The organism is Proteiniborus sp. DW1, assembly GCF_900095305.1.
In the GTDB taxonomy this organism is placed as follows: Bacteria; Bacillota; Clostridia; order Tissierellales; family Proteiniboraceae; genus Proteiniborus.
The window spans coordinates 20,154-39,929 of record NZ_FMDO01000043.1 but is presented as its reverse complement, the minus strand read 5'-3'; the positions used below and the strand labels follow the sequence as shown (position 1 = coordinate 39,929).

At 33.2% G+C, this 19,776-nt stretch carries 18 protein-coding genes; 17 read left to right on the top strand and 1 reads right to left on the bottom strand.

All coding sequences use genetic code 11. The features are described from left to right. Positions 1 to 77: 77 nt before the first annotated feature. From DW1_RS11195 to DW1_RS11130, 14 genes are all read left to right on the top strand, one after another. Positions 78 to 752: a response regulator transcription factor gene (locus DW1_RS11195; protein WP_074350712.1), complete on the top strand. Its 675-nt coding sequence runs from the start codon at positions 78 to 80 to the stop codon at positions 750 to 752. Then, positions 749 to 2,038 (top strand): sensor histidine kinase, encoded by a 1,290-nt coding sequence (locus tag DW1_RS11190; protein ID WP_074350711.1) that lies wholly within the window; start codon positions 749 to 751, stop codon positions 2,036 to 2,038. The genes DW1_RS11195 and DW1_RS11190 overlap by 4 nt, the downstream gene beginning before the upstream one ends. 50 nt (positions 2,039 to 2,088) lie before the next feature. Then, the gene (gene ftsH / locus DW1_RS11185) at positions 2,089 to 3,906 is read left to right on the top strand and encodes an ATP-dependent zinc metalloprotease FtsH (protein ID WP_074350710.1); all 1,818 of its coding nucleotides are present in this window, start codon (positions 2,089 to 2,091) and stop codon (positions 3,904 to 3,906) included. Positions 3,907 to 4,036: 130 nt separating this feature from the next. Next, a complete protein-coding gene (locus DW1_RS11180; protein ID WP_074350709.1) occupies positions 4,037 to 4,738 on the top strand; it encodes a zinc metallopeptidase in 702 nt (233 codons plus the stop codon). A 259-nt stretch (positions 4,739 to 4,997) separates the two neighbouring features. Further along, entirely contained in the window at positions 4,998 to 5,861 is an 864-nt protein-coding gene (locus DW1_RS11175; RefSeq protein WP_074350708.1) for a DUF4438 domain-containing protein, read from the top strand. Positions 5,862 to 6,162: 301 nt separating this feature from the next. Then, positions 6,163 to 6,948: a hypothetical protein gene (locus DW1_RS11170; protein ID WP_074350707.1), complete on the top strand. Its 786-nt coding sequence runs from the start codon at positions 6,163 to 6,165 to the stop codon at positions 6,946 to 6,948. Then, positions 6,939 to 8,213, top strand: a complete 1,275-nt coding sequence (locus tag DW1_RS11165; protein WP_143474412.1) for a glycosyltransferase family 2 protein — start codon at positions 6,939 to 6,941, stop codon at positions 8,211 to 8,213. The genes DW1_RS11170 and DW1_RS11165 overlap by 10 nt, the downstream gene beginning before the upstream one ends. A 32-nt stretch (positions 8,214 to 8,245) precedes the next feature. Then, complete coding sequence (locus tag DW1_RS11160) at positions 8,246 to 9,877, top strand: leucine-rich repeat protein (protein ID WP_074350705.1); 1,632 nt, start codon at positions 8,246 to 8,248, stop codon at positions 9,875 to 9,877. A gap of 3 nt (positions 9,878 to 9,880) precedes the next feature. Further along, positions 9,881 to 11,014, top strand: a complete 1,134-nt coding sequence (locus DW1_RS11155) for a DHHW family protein (RefSeq protein ID WP_074350704.1) — start codon at positions 9,881 to 9,883, stop codon at positions 11,012 to 11,014. A gap of 14 nt (positions 11,015 to 11,028) precedes the next feature. Continuing rightward, positions 11,029 to 11,673: a hypothetical protein gene (locus tag DW1_RS11150; RefSeq protein ID WP_074350703.1), complete on the top strand. Its 645-nt coding sequence runs from the start codon at positions 11,029 to 11,031 to the stop codon at positions 11,671 to 11,673. Next, on the top strand, positions 11,657 to 12,337 hold the full coding sequence (locus tag DW1_RS11145) for a polyphosphate polymerase domain-containing protein (RefSeq protein WP_074350702.1): 681 nt from the start codon (positions 11,657 to 11,659) through the stop codon (positions 12,335 to 12,337). Before DW1_RS11150 ends, DW1_RS11145 begins: the two co-directional genes overlap by 17 nt. A gap of 18 nt (positions 12,338 to 12,355) precedes the next feature. Next, complete coding sequence (locus DW1_RS11140) at positions 12,356 to 13,036, top strand: DUF4956 domain-containing protein (protein WP_074350701.1); 681 nt, start codon at positions 12,356 to 12,358, stop codon at positions 13,034 to 13,036. A gap of 12 nt (positions 13,037 to 13,048) precedes the next feature. Further along, positions 13,049 to 14,479 (top strand): CotH kinase family protein, encoded by a 1,431-nt coding sequence (locus DW1_RS11135; protein WP_083605654.1) that lies wholly within the window; start codon positions 13,049 to 13,051, stop codon positions 14,477 to 14,479. A 59-nt stretch (positions 14,480 to 14,538) separates the two neighbouring features. Beyond that, positions 14,539 to 16,287: a purple acid phosphatase family protein gene (locus tag DW1_RS11130; RefSeq protein WP_074350700.1), complete on the top strand. Its 1,749-nt coding sequence runs from the start codon at positions 14,539 to 14,541 to the stop codon at positions 16,285 to 16,287. 1 nt (position 16,288) lies between these two features. Here DW1_RS11130 and DW1_RS11125 read toward each other — a convergent pair whose 3' ends face one another. Further along, positions 16,289 to 17,857: a hypothetical protein gene (locus tag DW1_RS11125; protein ID WP_074350699.1), complete on the bottom strand. Its 1,569-nt coding sequence runs from the start codon at positions 17,855 to 17,857 to the stop codon at positions 16,289 to 16,291. Between the two features lie 206 nt (positions 17,858 to 18,063). Between DW1_RS11125 and DW1_RS11120 the strand changes: the two genes are divergently transcribed. The 3 genes from DW1_RS11120 to DW1_RS11110 all read left to right on the top strand — a co-directional run bounded on the left by DW1_RS11120 (position 18,064) and on the right by DW1_RS11110 (position 19,622). Next, the gene (locus DW1_RS11120) at positions 18,064 to 18,252 is read left to right on the top strand and encodes a cysteine-rich CWC family protein (protein ID WP_074350698.1); all 189 of its coding nucleotides are present in this window, start codon (positions 18,064 to 18,066) and stop codon (positions 18,250 to 18,252) included. A gap of 205 nt (positions 18,253 to 18,457) precedes the next feature. After that, positions 18,458 to 18,652 carry an H-type small acid-soluble spore protein gene (locus tag DW1_RS11115; RefSeq protein ID WP_074350697.1) on the top strand — a complete coding sequence of 65 codons (195 nt, stop codon included), beginning with the start codon at positions 18,458 to 18,460 and terminating at the stop codon, positions 18,650 to 18,652. Between the two features lie 118 nt (positions 18,653 to 18,770). Then, a complete protein-coding gene (locus tag DW1_RS11110; RefSeq protein WP_074350696.1) occupies positions 18,771 to 19,622 on the top strand; it encodes a VOC family protein in 852 nt (283 codons plus the stop codon). Positions 19,623 to 19,776: the final 154 nt, after the last annotated feature.

Sequence of the window (19,776 nt, the reverse complement as noted above, 5' to 3'; positions counted from 1 at the left end):
ATAAGTAATATATAAAATAAAAATTTTATATATTATAACTTTTTCTGAATAATTAACATTAAGAAGAGGGGAGTTATATGGTTACTATTTTAGTCGTAGAGGATGATAAAAATCTTCAAAAACTGATGATGGCTGTTTTGAATCAAAATAGATACAATGTTTTAGGTGCTAAGGATGGAATTCATGCACTAGAGATATTAGAGACTACACATATAGATTTAATTATCTGTGATATAATGATGCCTAATATGGATGGATATACATTAACTGATACTTTAAGAAAATCAAATTATAATCTACCCATTTTAATGATAACTGCAAAAGAGACCTTAGAAGATAAAAAAAGAGGATTTCTAGTAGGAACAGATGATTATATGGTAAAGCCTATTGATATGGATGAAATGCTTTTAAGAGTAGCTGCATTGTTGCGCCGTTCTAGAATAATGAACGAGCATAAGCTAACAATTGGAGAAGTAGTTCTGGAATATGATACTCTAACTATTTATAACAAGGAAGAGACCATAGTTCTTCCCAAAAAAGAATTCTATCTTTTATTTAAGTTGCTTAGTTATCCTAGAAAGATATTCACAAGACAGCAGCTAATGGATGAAATATGGGGGTTAGAAGCGGAGACTGATGAACGTACAGTAGACGTGCATATAAAAAGATTAAGAGAAAAGTTATCTAGTTTTGCAGAGTTTGAAATAGTTACAGTTAGAGGCTTAGGCTATAAGGCAGAGATTAGAATATGAAAAAGATTACAAATAAGCTGGCCATATTCTTCATTTTCATTATTTGCATCTCTTCAATTATATCCTTTTTTACATCAATATTTTTTAATTATGACATTGAAAATGAGATTAAGTCAGAACAAGAGAATATAGCATTAACAATACTAGAATTAATGAAAAAAACTGACTTGAGTATAGATGAGATTGCAAGTATATCAACTACTTCTATGTATGAAGTTTCTAGGATAGAGAATATTGATTGTATCAACTTATCAAGAGAAGGACTTAAAAAAATCAATGATAATGGAATAACTTTTTTAACACAAGGAAAATATGCAGGTACTACAACAATACTAAAAGTAGATGAAACATTTATCAAAATAAGTCTTCATCCTAGAAATACAATTTTTAAAATAGTTGTTTCTCGTATATGGTTTACATTGACTTCGTATGTATTTATAGGAACCTTCTTAATCATATTATTAGCTAGGATAGTAGTTAAGCCAGTTTTGAAATTAAATGAAGCAGTTCAAGAAGTAGCCAAGGGAAACTTTGATGTACAAGTTGAAAATAGTAGCGATGATGAGGTTGGACAGCTTACACAAAATTTTAATAAGATGACAAAAGAGCTGAAAAATATAGAATATCTCCGTAAGGATTTTATTACCAATGTATCTCATGAGTTTAAAACCCCTATAGCATCTATTCAGGGATTTGCGAAGTTATTAAAAAGTGAGAATATTACTAAAGAAGAGATACAAGAATACTCAAGTATTATAGTTGAAGAAACACAAAGGCTATCTAATCTTACAACGAACATATTAAAGCTTTCAAAGCTTGAAAATCAAGAAATAGTAGAGAAAAAGACAAGATTTTCTTTAGATGAACAAATAAGAAAGAGTATTTTAGTATTAGAACATGAATGGAGCAAGAAAAATATTGAGTTTGATATAGAACTTGATAAAGTTGACTACCTAGGTGATGAAGAATTATTGCAACAAGTGTGGCTAAATATTTTGGCTAATGCTATTAAGTTTTCAAATATAAATGGGAAAGTTGATGTGAGTCTTAAGAAAGGTGCCTCGTCTATTATAGTAAAAATTACTGATTATGGAATAGGGATGAGTAAGGAAACTCAGAAGAGGATTTTTGAAAAATTCTATCAAGGTGAAAGGTCTCGCTCTCATGAAGGAAGTGGACTAGGACTTGCACTTGTAAAGCGAATTTTGGATTTATATGATAGCAGCATATCTGTTGAAAGTGAACCAAATAAAGGTTCTAGCTTTACTGTCGAATTATCTTTATAAATTAAACAATTATTCATATGTAAAAACATATTTAGGAAGGAAGTTAGTCTATGAATAACAACAAAAATAATAAAAAGCCAATAATATATTATTATGCTATAATACTGGCCATAGTTATGTTTCTTAATGCATTTGTTTTTCCGCAAATAAACAGTAAAAACATTACAGAAGTAGATTATGGGACATTTCTGGATAAGGTAGAGAATGGAAGTGTTAAAACAGTAGAGGTTCAGGATAATAAAATTGCATTTATTGTTACAGATGAGAAAGGTAAGGAAAAAATATATGTAACTGGAAAGATGGATGACCCAGACCTTATAAATCGATTATATAGTAAAAAGGGTATTGTCTTTTCTCAAGTAGTGCCAAAGGAAAATTCACCATTAGCAAATTTAATAACCTCTTGGATAATTCCAATTGCAATTTTCTTTGGATTAGGTCATATTCTTACTAATTCAATGAGTAAGAGAATGGGTGGAAGAATGACGAGTTTTGGTAAAAGTACAGCTAAGGTCTATGTAGAGGATCAGACAGGAAAGACCTTTTCTGACGTAGCTGGACAGGATGAGGCAAAGGAGGCTTTAGGAGAAATTATTGATTTTCTCCATAATCCAGCTAAATTCAAAGAAATAGGGGCAACTATGCCTAAGGGAGCACTATTAGTAGGACCTCCTGGTACAGGAAAGACATTACTTGCAAAAGCTGTTGCAGGTGAAGCAAAGGTACCTTTCTTTTCTATTTCAGGATCAGAATTTGTTGAAATGTTTGTTGGTATGGGAGCAGCACGAGTCCGTGATTTGTTTAAGCAAGCTCAGGAAAAGGCACCATGTATTGTTTTTATTGATGAAATAGATACCATTGGTAAGAAAAGAGATAGCGGAGGCCTTGCTGGAAATGACGAAAGAGAGCAGACATTAAATCAACTATTGACTGAAATGGATGGCTTCAGTGGAGAGAAGGGTGTTGTTATACTAGCAGCAACTAATAGGCCTGATTCTCTTGATAAGGCACTTTTAAGACCAGGTAGATTTGACCGCCGTATACCGGTGGAGTTACCAGACCTTGTAGGTCGAGAGGCAATTTTAAAGGTTCATGCAAAAAACATAAAGATAGATAGCAATGTTGATTTCAATTCTATTGCAAGAGCTACTTCAGGAGCTTCTGGTGCAGAGCTTGCAAATATCATAAACGAAGCAGCCCTAAGAGCAGTAAGATGTGGGCGAAGTTATGTAATACAAAGCGACCTTGAAGAATCAGTAGAAGTTGTAATAGCAGGTTATCAGAGAAAAGGAGCAGTGATTTCTCCTAAGGAAAAGGAAGTTATTGCATATCATGAAATTGGACATGCTATTGTAGCAGCCAAGCAGACAGATTCAGCACCTGTTCACAAGATTACCATAGTTCCTCGTACATCTGGAGCTCTTGGATATACTATGCAAGTAGCAGAAAAAGAGAGTGTATTGATGACAAAAGAGGAAGCTTTTAATAAGATTGTAACTTATACAGGAGGACGGGCAGCAGAAGAGCTTGTTTTTGGGACTATTACTTCAGGTGCAGCTAATGATATTGAACAAGCAACTAAACTGGCACGTATGATGGTTACACGACTGGGAATGAGCAAAAACTTCGATATGATGGCACTGGAAACAGTAACCAACCAATATCTTGGAGGAGATATGTCTCTGATTTGTTCAGCAGAAACAGCATCTAAAATCGATGAAGAGATACTTGAAATTATTAAAACTGCCCATGGAAAAGCTATAGAAATATTAAAAGAGAATATTGACAAGCTTCATGAATTGTCAAGATATCTTGTTGAGAGAGAAACCATCACAGGAGATGAGTTCATGAGAGTCTTAACAAGCTAACATATATATTATTAGATTTTGACTTAAGGATATAATAAAGTATAGACATAAAATGAAATATACATCAATAAAGTTTTGAAATGAAGAATATTAAAAATTTTATATAATATTAATTAAAAGGAGTGATTTGATGTTTTACCCATATGGATTCTACAGATTTGATCCAACTATGATTGTATTAATCCCAGCTATCATTTTAACACTATATGCACAGGGAAAAGTGAAATCAAGTTTTGCAAAATATTTAAAAGTACCTACACTAAGAGGATATACAGGTGCAGATGTTGCTAGACGTCTTTTAGACCAGAATGGTTTAAGAGATATACCAATTGAGCTAGCATCTGGACATTTAAGTGACCACTATGATCCAAGAAATCGTGTGTTAAGGTTGTCACCAGAGGTTTATAGAAGTAGCTCAATAGCATCTGTAAGCGTTGCTGCACATGAAGTAGGTCATGCAATCCAACATGCTAATGGCTATGTACCACTATCATTTAGAAACATGATTTTTCCTGTAGCAAGATTTGGTTCTTCTGCAGCTTGGCTATTTATCATTGCTGGGCTCTTAGTTCCTAGTCTTGGAGGTTTAATGGATATTGGTATAATACTGTTTGGAACTGCAGTCCTTTTCCAACTAATTACATTACCAGTAGAGTTTAATGCAAGTAGTAGAGCTTTAAGACTCCTTGACAGCAATGGTTTTATTTCAGCTGAAGAAGAATATGGAGCCAAAAAGGTGCTTCGAGCTGCAGCATTAACATATGTAGCAGCTATGGCAACAGGAGTTGCTCAATTAGTTAGACTTATCCTTATTAGAAATAGAAGAGATTAATAATCCATATTAAAGAACTTTTAGATTAAAAGTGGTATAGTGATTATAGGATAGATAGTTAATATTACTATTTATCCTTATTTTTTTATAAGAATAGAAAGCCTTACCTTGATATTCTTACATAAAAGGTCCTTTAATGAGTTTAAAGAAAAGCTTTCTTGATTTTATCCTTTGATTACTTCTTAGTTTATTATTATAATAAACTAAGAAGTAGAATAATAACATACATATATATTATATATAGAAAGGAAGGATGTAAATGCTAATTACAAACAAGCAAAAACTCGTAAAACAGTCTGTGCAGGGAAGAATCCATAGTCCCATAGTTGGTCCTAATCCTTATAGGATAAATAGAGAAGGCATAGCTGAAATACTTCCTGCCACAGGGGGAATTACTTACAACTTTAAAATTGGGGACTCATGTATGGATTTAGTGGGGGATCATATAGAGCCAGGAGTCAGCATTAAAAGTGATAATCCTAATGAGAACAATGCTCTTATGCTTTTAGCATGTATAGGAAATGAAGCTAGAGTTGTATCAGGTGAAGCTAAAGGAGCTAAAGGATATGTGACTGGTATGCATGGTGGAATAGACCATGTTCTAGTATACTTTAATGAAGAAGATCTAGATAAAATGGCAATAGGAGATACTATTTTGGTAAAAGCCTATGGACAAGGCCTAAAGATAGAGGGATTTAAGGATGTTAAATGCATGAACATAGACCCAGACTTATTTGATAAACTAGATATTAAACAAAATTCTGAAGGCTTATTAGAAGTTCCAGTAGTTACTGAAATTCCAGCATATTTAATGGGGTCAGGCATAGGCAGCTCCACAGCTTTTTCAGGAGACTATGACATAATGACAGGAGATAAAGAAGCAAACAAGGAATTTGCAATAGACAAGCTTAGATTTGGGGATATAGTGTTGTTGAGAGACTGTGATAATACAAATGGTCGCCAATACTTAAAAGGTTCTGTATCAATTGGAGTGGTTGTTCATAGTGATTGTATAAAGTCTGGTCATGGACCTGGTATCACAGTGATAATGAGTTCAAAAACAACAAAGATAAAAGGAATACAGACAGAAAATGCAAATATAGCGTATTATTTAGGTGTTTAAAGAAATACCACAATTATTAAAAGCAATCAAGATTAAGTTCTTGGTTGTTTTTTCGATAGGAAGTAGTTACTAAAAAACTTAATAGATGAAAAATCTAATGTCTTAGATTGAGATACTAAAAGTTTTGATTGGCTAATTAATCATCTGCACTTTCGTAAAAATAGTACAAATTAATTACAGTTGAAGGATTTTTTTATCTTTTTATAGAACATAAAACAAGTAATTTATAGACTATGAAGCAAAAAAATTTAATTATATTCTCTTATCCAACTACAAGTGAAAATATAGGAGGAAGTTTTTTATGGAAGTGAAAGACAAAATTTATTATACCAGAACATATAGACGATTAAAGAAAAGTTTGATAAAGAGTGTTTTATATCTATGTCTACTTGTCATTCCGGTTGTTACAATATTTATTTTTAACATAGGAAATATTACAAGATTAATGTCGAAACTAGCAGTTAGAATACTTGGAAAAGTGTATCCTGGAATCCCTCTTTATATCAGGGAAGACTCTTTTTCAATATTAGGGACTATAGAATTTGTAGAACTGCCTACAGTATATCCTGAAATTTCTTTTGTTGTTCTAAATTTGATAGTTGTTCTTTCACTTGTAATATTCCTAAGTACAGGAAGTAGAAAAGGAAAACCTATTTCTGTTTATTTGTCTATAATGTTTTTGGTACATATTATCAATTGTATTTACTTTATCTTTGCAGCAAACTTTTTTCCATACACAGCTTTTCAGTACTCAATTTTATATATGAAACAACAAATCGGAATATGGCTCACTTTTATTATATTGACGGGATTAATAACAGGGCTACTGGGAGCTAAGGGAGTGCTGTATAGGGTCACTGCTTTTTTTGCTGTGTTACTATATTCTCTAATATTTGGTACAATACGTTATGTTCTATTTTTGTATATTATTGAAGAATTTTCGATTATTTATATGGCTCTTTTATTTTTTGCTTTAGGACCGTTTTTTGACTTTTTATATCTAGTAGCTATATATGGTATTTATATGAATAAAATGATAAAATTATATGATACCAAAACAGGGAGAGGGGAATGGTTATGGTCATAGCGATTTTGCGAGGCTACATGTTTTTTGTGATTGCTGTTATGACAATCTACGCGATACGACACTTTGTTTTTTCATATAACCGTTTATTTGGAAAGCAAAGAATTTATTACAATGATATTTATTCAACTAAGATGCCATCTATTTCTGTGCTAATTCCTATGCACAATGAAGAACAGGTGTTGAGGTATGTGCTAGAGTCACTTCTAAAGTGTGATTATGACAGAGACAGACTTGAAATTATTCCAATAAATGACAACTCTACAGATAGGACGAAGGAGCTCTTGGACGAATATCACGACAAATATGAATTTATTCGACCTTTGCATAGAGACTGCGCAGATAGAGGAAAGCCAGTCGGATTAAATGATGCTATGAAGTTGGCAAAAGGTGAGATTATTATTGTATTTGATGCAGATTATCGCCCAGCGAAAGATATGCTGAAGCAATTAGCAATTGCATTTCAGGACCCAGAAGTAGGGGCTGTTATGGGACGAGTAATTCCTTATAATACTAATAAAAACTTATTAACTCGACTAATTAATCTTGAAAGATGTGGAGGTTATCAGGTTGACCAACAAGCAAGATACAATCTTAAGACTATACCCCAGTATGGTGGAACGGTAGGGGGATTTAGGAAAGATTTAATTATAGAATTGGGAGGCTTTAATCCGTTGGTTCTCGCTGAAGATACAGAGCTAACATATCGGCTATATACAAATGGTTGGAAAGTTATTTATGCAAATTCAGCAGAATGCTATGAGGAAGCACCTGAAACATGGGAAGTACGAGGTAAGCAAATAAGAAGATGGGCTAGAGGGCATAATCAGGTACTATTTCGTTACTTAAGCAAAGTGATAACGACACCAAATATGAATTTTCGAGAAAAGATAGATGGGATTTTATTATTATTTGTATATGCAGTACCATTTTTTTTGGCACTTGGACAGATAGATTCTTTTATCTTGTTTTTCCTTGGAGAAATGGATATACTTGCTGGATGGTGGGTGCTTCTATTTATTGGGGCTTATACTTCTTTCGGAAACTTTGCACCCTTTTATGAAATTGGGACAGGTTTGATGCTAGATGGTGTAAAAGGAGAACCCCTTTTGTTACCTTTGCTTATGTTCAATTATTATTTTTATATGTGGTATATTAGTCTTGGATTTATGGATGCTGTTGCAGATACTTTAACAGGGCGTAAGGTAAAATGGGCAAAAACGAAGCGCTTTACAGAATCTATAAGAAGTGTAGAGGCTGAAGCTTAGAAAGTGCAAATCATGAAAGAGGTGCTGAAAGGATGACAGAAATATGGATATTTGCGATTGTGTTTATACTTCTTTTGATTTTACCGATTCTTGTAGCAAATCAGTATTATAAAAAGAGAAAAGGAGAAGTCCTTTTTATCAATCAAGATAAGATTCGGGATGCTAGGTATTTTGGAAAGTCTTTTTCATCACTGATTAGGGAAAATCTACAAGGAGTAGAGAATAATGAGATATACTTGTCCAAGAAAGAAGAGTTTATTGATGGAGATAAGCAAGATATATATCCGGATACCGTAGAGAAGCTTGTAATTTGCCTGGATAAAGATTTTAGAACACCAGATGGAACTGTATTTGAAAAAGAAATCTATGGCAGGCAGAATGTTTGGATTAAAGATAATGTAAAGTTAAGAGCTATGTATAGTGAGAAGAATATTATTCTTGGAAAAGGTACGAAAGTAATACGTTGGATAGATGCAGAAGGAACGGTTGCAATCTATGATGATTGTGATTTAGGCATCAGTGCTTCCAGCGGAGTTAGAATGAGTATTGGACAGAATTGTCGCTTCCAAAGGTTATTTGCTCCTGAAATCTATATTGGTCAATATCCTGGGCTAATTATGGATCCAACAGAGGGTAAAGATCCGAGAATTTATCGCCTTCCTGTTCAGACAGCAAAGGAGAAAAACATTAGATATATTAGCAATGAGATGGTAAACGAAGAAGGAATTGTAGACTATTCAATATTATCATGGAAGAATGTCAGTGTTACGGAAAATATAATTGTAAAAGGTGATATTCGTTCTAATAAAGGTGTTCGATTATTTGATGGAGCAATTGTCGTTGGAAATATTTTTGCAGAAAAAGATATTTTTTTGGGGAGGAATTCATGTGTAATCGGGAATGTCTTTTCTCAGGAAAATGTATACTTAGAAACTGGAGCAGTTATTGGGAAAAGAGGTGCTATAAGTTCGTTAATAGCCCGTGGAACAATTACAATTGAACCTGGAACCTTTATATTTGGATATGTTAGCTGCGAAAAAGGAGGAGTTATCCTATCCTCACCGAATAAGGCTCAGCCAGAGGAATATACTTATTTGGAGGAAGGAAAGAAAGAAAAAGTCTTGCGATTTAAAGATTTGAAAGACTACGAGGGTGTAGATCAACAAGGCTACCGCTTTCATAAAGATTTAGAAGAAGTTGTGATTCCTGAGGGTGCTAGAAGGATACAGAAAAGCATGTTTTTTCAGTGTAGTTCACTAAAGAAAGTGGAGATACCAGATTCTATAGAAGAAATAGAAGACTTTGCATTTGCTGGTTGTGAACAACTTAAAGAGATATCCCTCACTGGGAAGCAACATCTTAAAAGGATTGGAATATCTGCATTTGAAAACTGCAAATCCCTTGAAGAGATTGAAATTCCCGCATCCTTGGAAGTGTTAGATGCAGCAGCTTTTGCAGGATGTACTAGTTTAAGGAACCTGTATTTTGAAGAGGATTCTGCTTTGAGGATTTTAACAGACCATTGTTTTCGGGGATGTATCAATTTAAAAAAAATAGTATTCACAAGTCGTTTGGAGATGATTAGCAGTAGTGCTTTTAAGGATTGTGAAAATCTAGAAGAAATACATATCCCAGAAAAAGAGACGGTACAGAGCGAGGCGTAGGATATGAAGAGAAAAATATTAATAGTGCTAGTTAGAATATTAGGAGTGCTATTGAGCCTTCTTATGCTTTTTATTCTTGATTATCTGGTAAATGCAACACAGAGTGAAGACCCAGTTTTGAGAAAAGCACAAATCTCAATAAAAGAAGAATATAACTCATATGGTCTTCCCCTAGATCAAGAACCATCGAAGACCGTTTTCTATGAGGATGAAAAATATGTATTTTATACAGATAGAATTTTAAAGAAACCTAAATATAGTAGGAAAAATATAGAAACCGGAAAAGAGATATTATTGAGTTTGTCTAAGATGATCCCACAGGATATGGGGGGTTATATAGTTCCTATACCAGGAAGGATGGTATGGGAGGATGGTTATTCAGAAGAAGTAGGGAACTATAGGACTTTTCTTTTAGAACTTCAGAGCGTGATTCCTGAGAATATGCAGCTTCTAGATGTACTTCCTATTTTGAAGGAGCATAGCGAGGAATATCTGTTTTTCCGTACTGATGATAGCTGGACAGCAAGAGGTGCTTACTATGGTTCAAAGCTTATTATTGAGAGCATGGGACTATCTAATATTTCCTTAGAAGAGTATGAGGAGCATATGTATCATGGATATGAGGGAATAGATAAAATCGATGCAATGAAGGATTATAGATTGGGGCAAGAGGTTATAGAAGAATTGGAAGGTATACCTGAGGACCGAATTTTTTATTATCTGCCTTCTGGTAGTAAAAACAGGGCGATTAGGCAAAAAAAATGGAATGGTAGTATTATAACAGAAAAGATAAAAATGGTTTCTAAGTCCAGAGTTGGAAAGGCAGCGTTTATTGGGGGCAGCTATATGACGGCTGTGGCAGAAGGAGAAGGCAAGAGTGAAGAAAAAAAGAATAAAACAGCTTTGTTGTTGTGCGATTCAAGTGGCCAGATAATAGTACCTTTTTTAACGACTTATTATGAGAAAGTTTATGTAGTTAATATTGCTAATTATGAATATGATCAGAATCAGTTTAAAAGTATTTTCAGAGAGTATGATGTATCAGATGTTATTCTTGTTCAGAAAGCAGAAAATATTGGTGTTCTTTCTGGAAATAAGCTGTTTACAAAGACTTTGAATTTAGTAAATCTAGAATAGAAGGAAGGATGCTTGTGATAGAGTTAGTGAAAGAGTTATTTTTTTTATTTGCTCTTGAGACTGGGATATTAGGAGTGGTAAAAGAAAATGAAGATTTTTTAGCTATCATTTTATTAATAATTGGTGTTTTGGCCTGCTTTTTTGGGTTTAAGATCTATAGGGCGATATTTTCAGTGTTAGTGTTTATGGCAGTAACACTTATTAGTATTTTTTTAATGGCAGGCAAAACAGACTGGGGGACTATTACTACGACCTTTGCAGTGTTAGGTACAGTGTTAGCTTTTTTTGCTTATAGGTGGCATTGGCTAGGAGGGTTTATCATTTGTGCGCTGGTTGCGATAGCTACAGGATGGATTCATACTTATTCTTTATGGTTTTCTCTTATGCTGGGAATACTGGTGATAGCTTCAATGGCGTATGTTCCTGTTATTATGATATGTTTGATGACTTCATTATGGGGTGCTATTATAATTTATGAATTTTTGATAAATTACCTTATAATTGATAATGGAGGTTTTATAGTTTCAATTATTATCATGATAGGATTTATTCTGCAGATGTTGAGCAATAAGGAACAAAGCTTATTTGAAAAGATATATCAGCCTAGATTTATATATTTGATTAAAAGGATAGGGAAACGGTATGAAAACAGTGTTTAGAAAAGAAATTAAATATGTAATTACCAAGGTTGAATTTTTAAGGATTCAGAAACATTTAGACGTTTTAATGGAAAAGGACAGAAATGGTTATAACGGAACCTATATGGTTCGTTCCCAGTATTATGATTCTTTAAATAATCATGATTTATATGATAATCTTGATGGGGTAATGGAAAAAAGAAAAATTCGAGTTAGAATTTATTCGACTGATACTAAGCATGCAAAGCTTGAGTACAAGTGTAAAAGTAATATGGATGGAAAAAAATATTCCTTGTCTATTACTAGGGATGAGGCACTTATGATGGAAGCACATAAATATGACTTCTTGTTGGCTCGTGAAGAAGATATTGCAAAAAGGATATATGTAAAAATGGTGCAGGGGGGATATACTCCAAAAACTATTGTTGAATATTATAGAACAGCATATCTTTATCCAGCTAGTGACGTTCGAATTACTTTCGATACGAGTGTAAAAGCAACTAAAAATCCATATGGATTGTTTTCTGAAGAGCTTTCATATGTTCCTTTAATTAAAGGGGATGCCGGCATTTTAGAAATAAAGTATAACGATTTTGTACCATATTCACTAAAGCAGATTGTACAGTATATTGATAATCTTGCTGAGTCATTTAGTAAATATTCAAAAGCAAGAATATATATATAACAAAAAAGAGGGGAAAACATGAGAGAATTTATTATTGAAAACTTAAGCAATGCTGAAACTATTAGCATAGCAACTATTGTATTAAATAATATTGTAGCAATTATGGCAGCATTTTTTTTAATGTTTGTTTATAGGATGACTTACTCAGGAACAGCATATAGCAGAAAATTTAATGTATCATTAGGTGCGATTACTATTATTACTACCATGATTATGAGTGTTATCAGCAATAATGTTGCATTGTCTCTAGGTATGGTTGGTGCTCTTTCTATTATTCGTTTTCGTACAGCAGTAAAGGATGTTAGGGATGCAACATTTATTTTCTGGAGTATTGCGGTTGGAATTGGATGTGGTGTTTCTCAGTACAGTCTCATAGGAATAGGAAGTGTATTTTTGTTTTTGTTTTTCTTACTCACGAAACAAGCTGTTATGGACCAAAGACAACTATTGATTATTCAAGGAACTATAGATTCACAGAATCAGATTGAGGCTGTTGTGGAAAGTCATTTTGGCAAAGGAGTACACCAGACTATGAAAAATGTATCAGAGGATGGATGTGAATTGATTTATAGTGTGAAAGAAAATGTACTAACAAAAGCAAATGAAGAGAATCTAATTGATATCTCACAAAGACTTATGAGAATTGAAGGTGTTAAAAGAGTGAATCTTGTAGAACAGTTAGATGATATCAGCCGATAGGAGGGGCGGCTGATGAAGAAAAGGATATATTCGTCAATTATGATAGTATTATTTATTATTGTTGTAATGTTGGGAAATTTCGTATATAACAGAATGGAATTAAATAAGACAAAGGTATCTCCAACCTTAAAAAGCAAAACCGTTAAAAAGTGGAAAAAACCTGACGCAGAATACATGGAGTACTATGGTCTTGGAGGTTTTGATACTAACCTTCCCGTACTTTATATTGATACTAGAAATCAAAGAATCACAAAGGAGAATAAAGTATGGGCTCATCTTGCAGTGTTAAACCAGATGGAAGATGGAACTGAAAGAAATATATATGACACACCAGATTACGAAGCATGGATTACTATTAATCTTAGAGGAGCATCTTCCTATTCATGGTTTGACAAAGAACAATATAGAATAAAGTTCTATAGAAAACAAGGAAAAACTGGGGCAAAAGATTATGAGTTTTTAGGAATGGGTGCTAATAGTGAATGGGTACTAAATGGACCTTTCCTTGATAAGACATTGCTACGAAACAGGATAGTTTATCAGGTGTCACGTGAGATTTTCGAATGGGCCCCAGATACTCGTTTCTGCGAAGTATTTGTCAATGGAGAATACAAAGGAGTATATCTAGCAGTGGAGCCTGTAACTAATGGTGAATCCAGATTACGATTGAGTGAGTTCGGACTTCTAAGTGGAGAAACTGCGTATATAGTAAAACGAGATAGAGAGGGAACCGAAGATAATCCTCTTAATAACTATGGAAAAAGAGCGGGAAAAACATCCAATGACCTTTATGTTGAATACCCATCAAGAACTGATTTGACTAAAACACAACGACAGTGGATTGAAGAGGATATAAGTAATTTTGAAAAAGCTCTGTATTCTGACAAATTTGATGATCCCAAAATTGGATATAGAAGGTATATTGATGTGGATGCTTTTGTGGATTATCTGATTTTAAACGAAGCAGTTATGAACAATGATGCAGGAAACCTATCTACCTATGTATATAAAGAGCTAGGAGGAAAACTGAAAATTGCTGTATGGGATTTTAACAATGCTTATGATAACTACATGTGGTTTCGTCAGGATTATTCTGAATTTTTTCTTCAGAAACTGGCATGGTTTAATAGACTCCTTCAGGATAGAGGCTTTGTAGATCTTGTGGTACAACGTTATTGGGAACTTAGAAAAGGGGTACTAAGTACAGAGTATCTTTATCAACTTATAGAAGAAGGCAGAGAAGAACTTGGCGATGCAATAGAGAGAAACTATGCAGTTTGGGGCTATACATTTTCAGAGGATATGATGATATCAGGAGGAGGACCAGATCCCAATCCTGTTAACTATGAAGATGCTATTGAGAAGCTTAAGTATGCCATTGATAAAAGATTTTCTTTTCTAGATACTCATATTACTGATCTATATAATGGCTGTATTAATTAAGGAGGCTTTAGAGCTGTGCACTCTTAGCGGTTTATTTAAGTATTAAAGGAGTAGATGGTATGAGTCAGAAAGATCTGAAGATAAAAATAGGGGTTTCAATACTATTAGTTCTTTTATTATTCTTTAGTGTATTTGTGATAGTTGCTGCACGGAGTAATTTATGGGAAAAGTGGTTAGCCAAGGAAGAAAGCATTCAATCGTCAGAGCTCATAACAGAAAATTCATCGTGGAAATATATGGATACAGGACAAGAACCAGGGGTAGGGAATGTATGGACAACAATAAAGTATGATGCTGATGCATGGGAAGAAAAACAGGGGATTTATAAAAAGGACCTTACAGGTGATGACTTATCATCTACAGCATTTTTTCGCTATGAATTCAATGTTGAAAACCTAAATAACTTTCAGTATATGGAGTGTAATATTAGGTATGCAGATGCTGTAATTGTCTATTTGAATGGGAGTATTGTATATACTGGAAATGTACCAAGTGGAGGATATCTATCTAATCAGGATATGGGGGCATCAAATACAGTTAATACTATAGAGGAAGCTACATTTTATATTACAGATATGAGCGATTTAAAGAAAGGGCTGAATGTTCTAGCAATAGAATTACATCGTAAAGATGTGGACAGTACAAAACTATATTTTCATTTACCATATTTGAGAATATTTGAAACAAAAAAGGAGGAAAGTGTACCAGATACAAAAGGAATGATGCTTTTGATAGGAGATAAAGGAGATGAGTTGGGAGTAAACTGGATGACGGACTCAGATAGACCCTACAAAATAGAATATATGGAAGGAACTAAAGAAGAAGTAGATGAGTCCACATTTTCTACCTATTCAAAAACTGTAATTATGGGAAGTAAAAAGACCAAATATGACGGAATGTTCATTAATACAGCTACTCTTACCAGACTTAAGCCTGGAACAGATTATGTTTATAGAGCGGTTCAAATTGGAGGGAAAGAAGGTTCAGAAATCTATGAGTTCCATACTGCAGAGAAACAGGAAACGATATTTGCATTTCCAGGGATTGTACAATTCAGTCAGTTGACGGGTCAAAGCTCGATGAAGTTATGGCAGGAGACGCTACAAAAAGGAATAGACTTATGTGGTGAAACAGATTTCTTGGTTATTGGAAAAGATAATAATTTGCAGGAAGATACACTCATTAAGAATAGAGTAGTGGGCAGAGAGATGGGATTTCGTTCGGCATTGGAGTCAAAAGAAATACCAACAATTGTCGCTTGTTATGGGCAGAGTCATGAAGCTAAAGAGGATGAACAGGCAAAAAATCACTACTGGACATATGCAGATATGATATTTATAAGTTTGGATGTAATAAATAATGATTATAAATTAAATCGGGACTTTATGGAACAGCTTATTAAGGAAAGAAACAGAAAATGGATTATTGTTATGATGAATACGTCAACTTTTCAGGAAAATGAGGAGATGAGGCGAGAATATGGTGAGATGTTTCAGGAATTAGATGTAGATGTTATTCTGAGCGGGGGTAGAGCATATTCTAGATATTATGTTGGGAAAGAAGGAGTGGAAACAGAAGGAATCATTAAGAAAGCTAAAGGAGAAACAGTTTATATCACAGCTGGGTTATTTTTAGGCAATATGAAGAGAGATGCTGTTACGCTAAATAGAGAATATAGTAAGTTTTATGAAGAGAAGCCCTGTATAATAAAAATTAAATCCACAAGGTTTGATATTACAATTGAAACCTATAGGATTGAAGATGGACAAAAAATCGATTTCTGTAGGTTGGTAAAGAATGATAAATAAGTTAGTTATTTTTAGTTTTTTTGACTTTATATAATTTTACATACAAATAAAGTAAGATGACTAAGCAAATTAAGAAAGCTAAGCTTGCCTTAATTATCAGATAAGATGGAGATGTTTTTTCAGTCAATACGACTTTACCGATTTCTTCAACGGGAATTTCTGTGCCTACATTAGGTACAGGTACTTTTGGAGTAGCAATATGGTTCACTTCTGCTATTTCGTTAGACACGCACTTATCTCTTTCAAGAGCTACCGTATCGTTATTCAACAAGTTTCCGGTGTCAGAAACTTCCTCAAGGGGTGAGATGGTATCATCTTTCTTTATACTAAATGTTTTAGTATCAAAGTTACCTATTGAGTCCTTAACTACAAACCTAATTTTAAATAAGTTACCTTCTTCAACTACAAGGTGACATTTTGATATAAACTGATTATTTTCTGGATTATAGCTTACAGAATTCATTTCAAAATTATTCTTGTATACATAATTGTCAACCCCTTCGACTTCTGCATGGCATTGAATTAAATCTAAGTCTGGGTCAGTTGCCTCGATTTCAAAACACCATGTATTACCTTTATGTTCAAGGACACGACAATCTGTGATTTTTGGATTTTCACTACCATGAGGCAGGTCTAATGCACTTTTTATATATATTGCTTTTAGAATATCTTTATGGATAAAATCAACATATTGGTCCAAGTATTTTTGTTTGTTATCTCTTATTATTTGAGGACTTGTATCAAAAAAAGTAATTCTTTCCTTTATTGCTTTGACTCCTGCTGTATCTCCTATTTTTGAAAGCCAGGCTATATTACTGTCAGTATAGTCATTACTGTTTTGTGTGATTGAAAGGTTATATTCAGGTTCAAAATTACTTCTTTCCCATATAAGCTTTTTATCCTCTATTCTATAAAGATTATTTGGAAATACATCTGTGACAGAATATATTGGATAGTATCCAATATCAAAAATTACTTTTGCATGCTCTATTTGACCTTCCCAAAGTGCTCCAGATTCAAGTGTATAGCTAATAAACATATTATACATATTGTCAAAAGAAAAAGACTCTATGCTATACATAGTATAAACGCTCAATTCCTCATTCTTATCGAATTCAATGGTGAAGGTATACCATTTAGAGTATTTCGTTTGGTTGTTGGTATGATTCTTTATTGGCTGATTAGGGATTGAATCTACAAGCTTTACAGACACTGGTCCATCAATTTTTTCATAAAAAACTGAAAAGTTATGGATATTCAAATATTCTTCTAGAGTCCACTTGGTAGTTTTTTCGTTGAGTCTTGCAGGAACAGCCATAACAACTGACTGGGCTTCTCCATTGTTCTTAAAATCAAATCTACAGTTCACCATACCGTAGTCTTTTCTAATCAGTGTTATGGTAATTTCTTCAGAAACCAATGAAATATCTGTCTGACTAACAGGATATATTCCATCAGGTGTAAATCCAAAAACTATATCTTCAGCCAAGGTTGATGTTTTAGTGGTTAAAGTCAATATAACCAGTGACAATAAAGTTACTAGAGTATTTTTTAATATAGAGCATTTCATTTTAATTTCTCCTTTAAATCTACAAGGTAAAATATGTAATAATATTCCATTAGTCATTATATCATACTTCTTGGTTATTTACTTTCGTGATTTTGCGGTTTTTTTTGCTGATTATTTGGCTTTTTAAAGTAAACCATCAAACTATAAAAGTGAATATAGAGTATAATGATGTTAAATATAGTTAATGGTAAAGGAGAGTGACTTTAATGCTAGAAAAAGAATCTTACAAAGCTTGTCCTATTTGTGGTGAAGATAATAACTGTCAGCATGGACAAGGAAGTTGTTGGTGTGAGACTGTAGTATTTCCTAAGCATTTATTAGATATGATTCCTGATGAAAAAAAAGGAAAAGCATGTATATGTAGATCATGTTTAGAAAAATATCAAAATGCATAATACTATAATCTTGAAAGTGTGTTAGATAACTCTTTAATTAGAAGCCATGAATTAGAACTTCTATATTCTCTAAGAAAAACAAATGTTCAATATATTTGTCTTTCTTGTTTTATTATGTCATACATGTTTTATTTGAATTATCTCAAACTATATGTAGACCGTTTTTTTAGGTTGAAACAAAAATAAATAATCCAAGGAGGATAAAATGCTATTTAATAGAGCTAATGAGATATTAAATCAAAAACGTGAAAATATAGAAGTTCTTTATAATGGTAATCAGGTTTGGATAGAAGGGGTCAATTCTTTAAATAACACTGCTCATGTAAGAGTATTAGAAAATAATCAAGGTATGGTAGTGCCTATTAATGAATTAAATGAAACAGGAAGAGAACTGAAATAGATGGAAAGAAGCAAAAGCCCTCTAAGGGCTTTTGTACATATAATCACTATAACCTGAATTGATTATGACATATTTATAATGGGTATAATATACCTACTAAAAAAAGTAGGTGATTCTAATGTCAAAATTTCATAATGAACCAAATATATATGTTACAGATATAACTCTTAAGGTAGAGGATATAAATCGTTCAATTGAGTTCTACAGAACCATAATAGGTTTGAGAATTTTATGGCAAAAAGCTAAAGAAGCTATATTAACTGCAGATGAAACTACACCATTGGTAACTTTAATTCAACCTGAAGATGTAATTCCTAAATTACCTAGAAGAACAGGGCTTTATCATTTTGCCATACTATTGCCTAATCGAATGCAATTAGGTTTATTCTTTAAGAACATCAGAGATGAGGAGTATCCATTGATTGGAGGCTCAAACCATGGTGTAAGTGAAGCAATATATCTAGAAGATCCAGATGGGAATGGAATTGAGGTATATGCAGATACTCCTGAATCTAATTGGGATAGAGATGGTGACAAAATAAATATGGTGACAGAAGTCCTAGACTATATGGGATTATTGAAAGCTACTGAAGACAAGGAATGGAAAGGTATGCCACCTGAAACCATAATTGGCCATATACATCTTCATGTGGCAGATTTAGATGAATCTTTGAAGTTTTATGAGGCTCTAGGCTTTAATTTAGTTCAAAGTATGAGAAATTCAGCATATTTTGTTTCTTCAGGTGGGTATCATCACCATATTGGATTTAACATATGGAATGGTAGAGGTGCAGCGCCCCTGCCTGAAAATTCAGTAGGTATGAAGTATTATACTATTAAATATCCAAGAGAGGGACTATTGAAAGAAGCACTAAAAAATCTAGAAAACCAAAACTATGAGTTTACAGAAAAAGAAAATAGCATTTTTGTATACGACCCTTCCCATAATTTGATACAGATAAAACAATAAGGACTACTAGATTTAAGTAGTCCTTATTGTTTTATAACGAATAAGAAAGTCTTACTTTAATGTAGGAAGTCCGTTAATGAGCTCAATGGTATTTTTCTTAGTTTGTAGCTTTTCGTTAGGAATTTTTAGTTTGTCAAATTAAGTTAGGGATTAC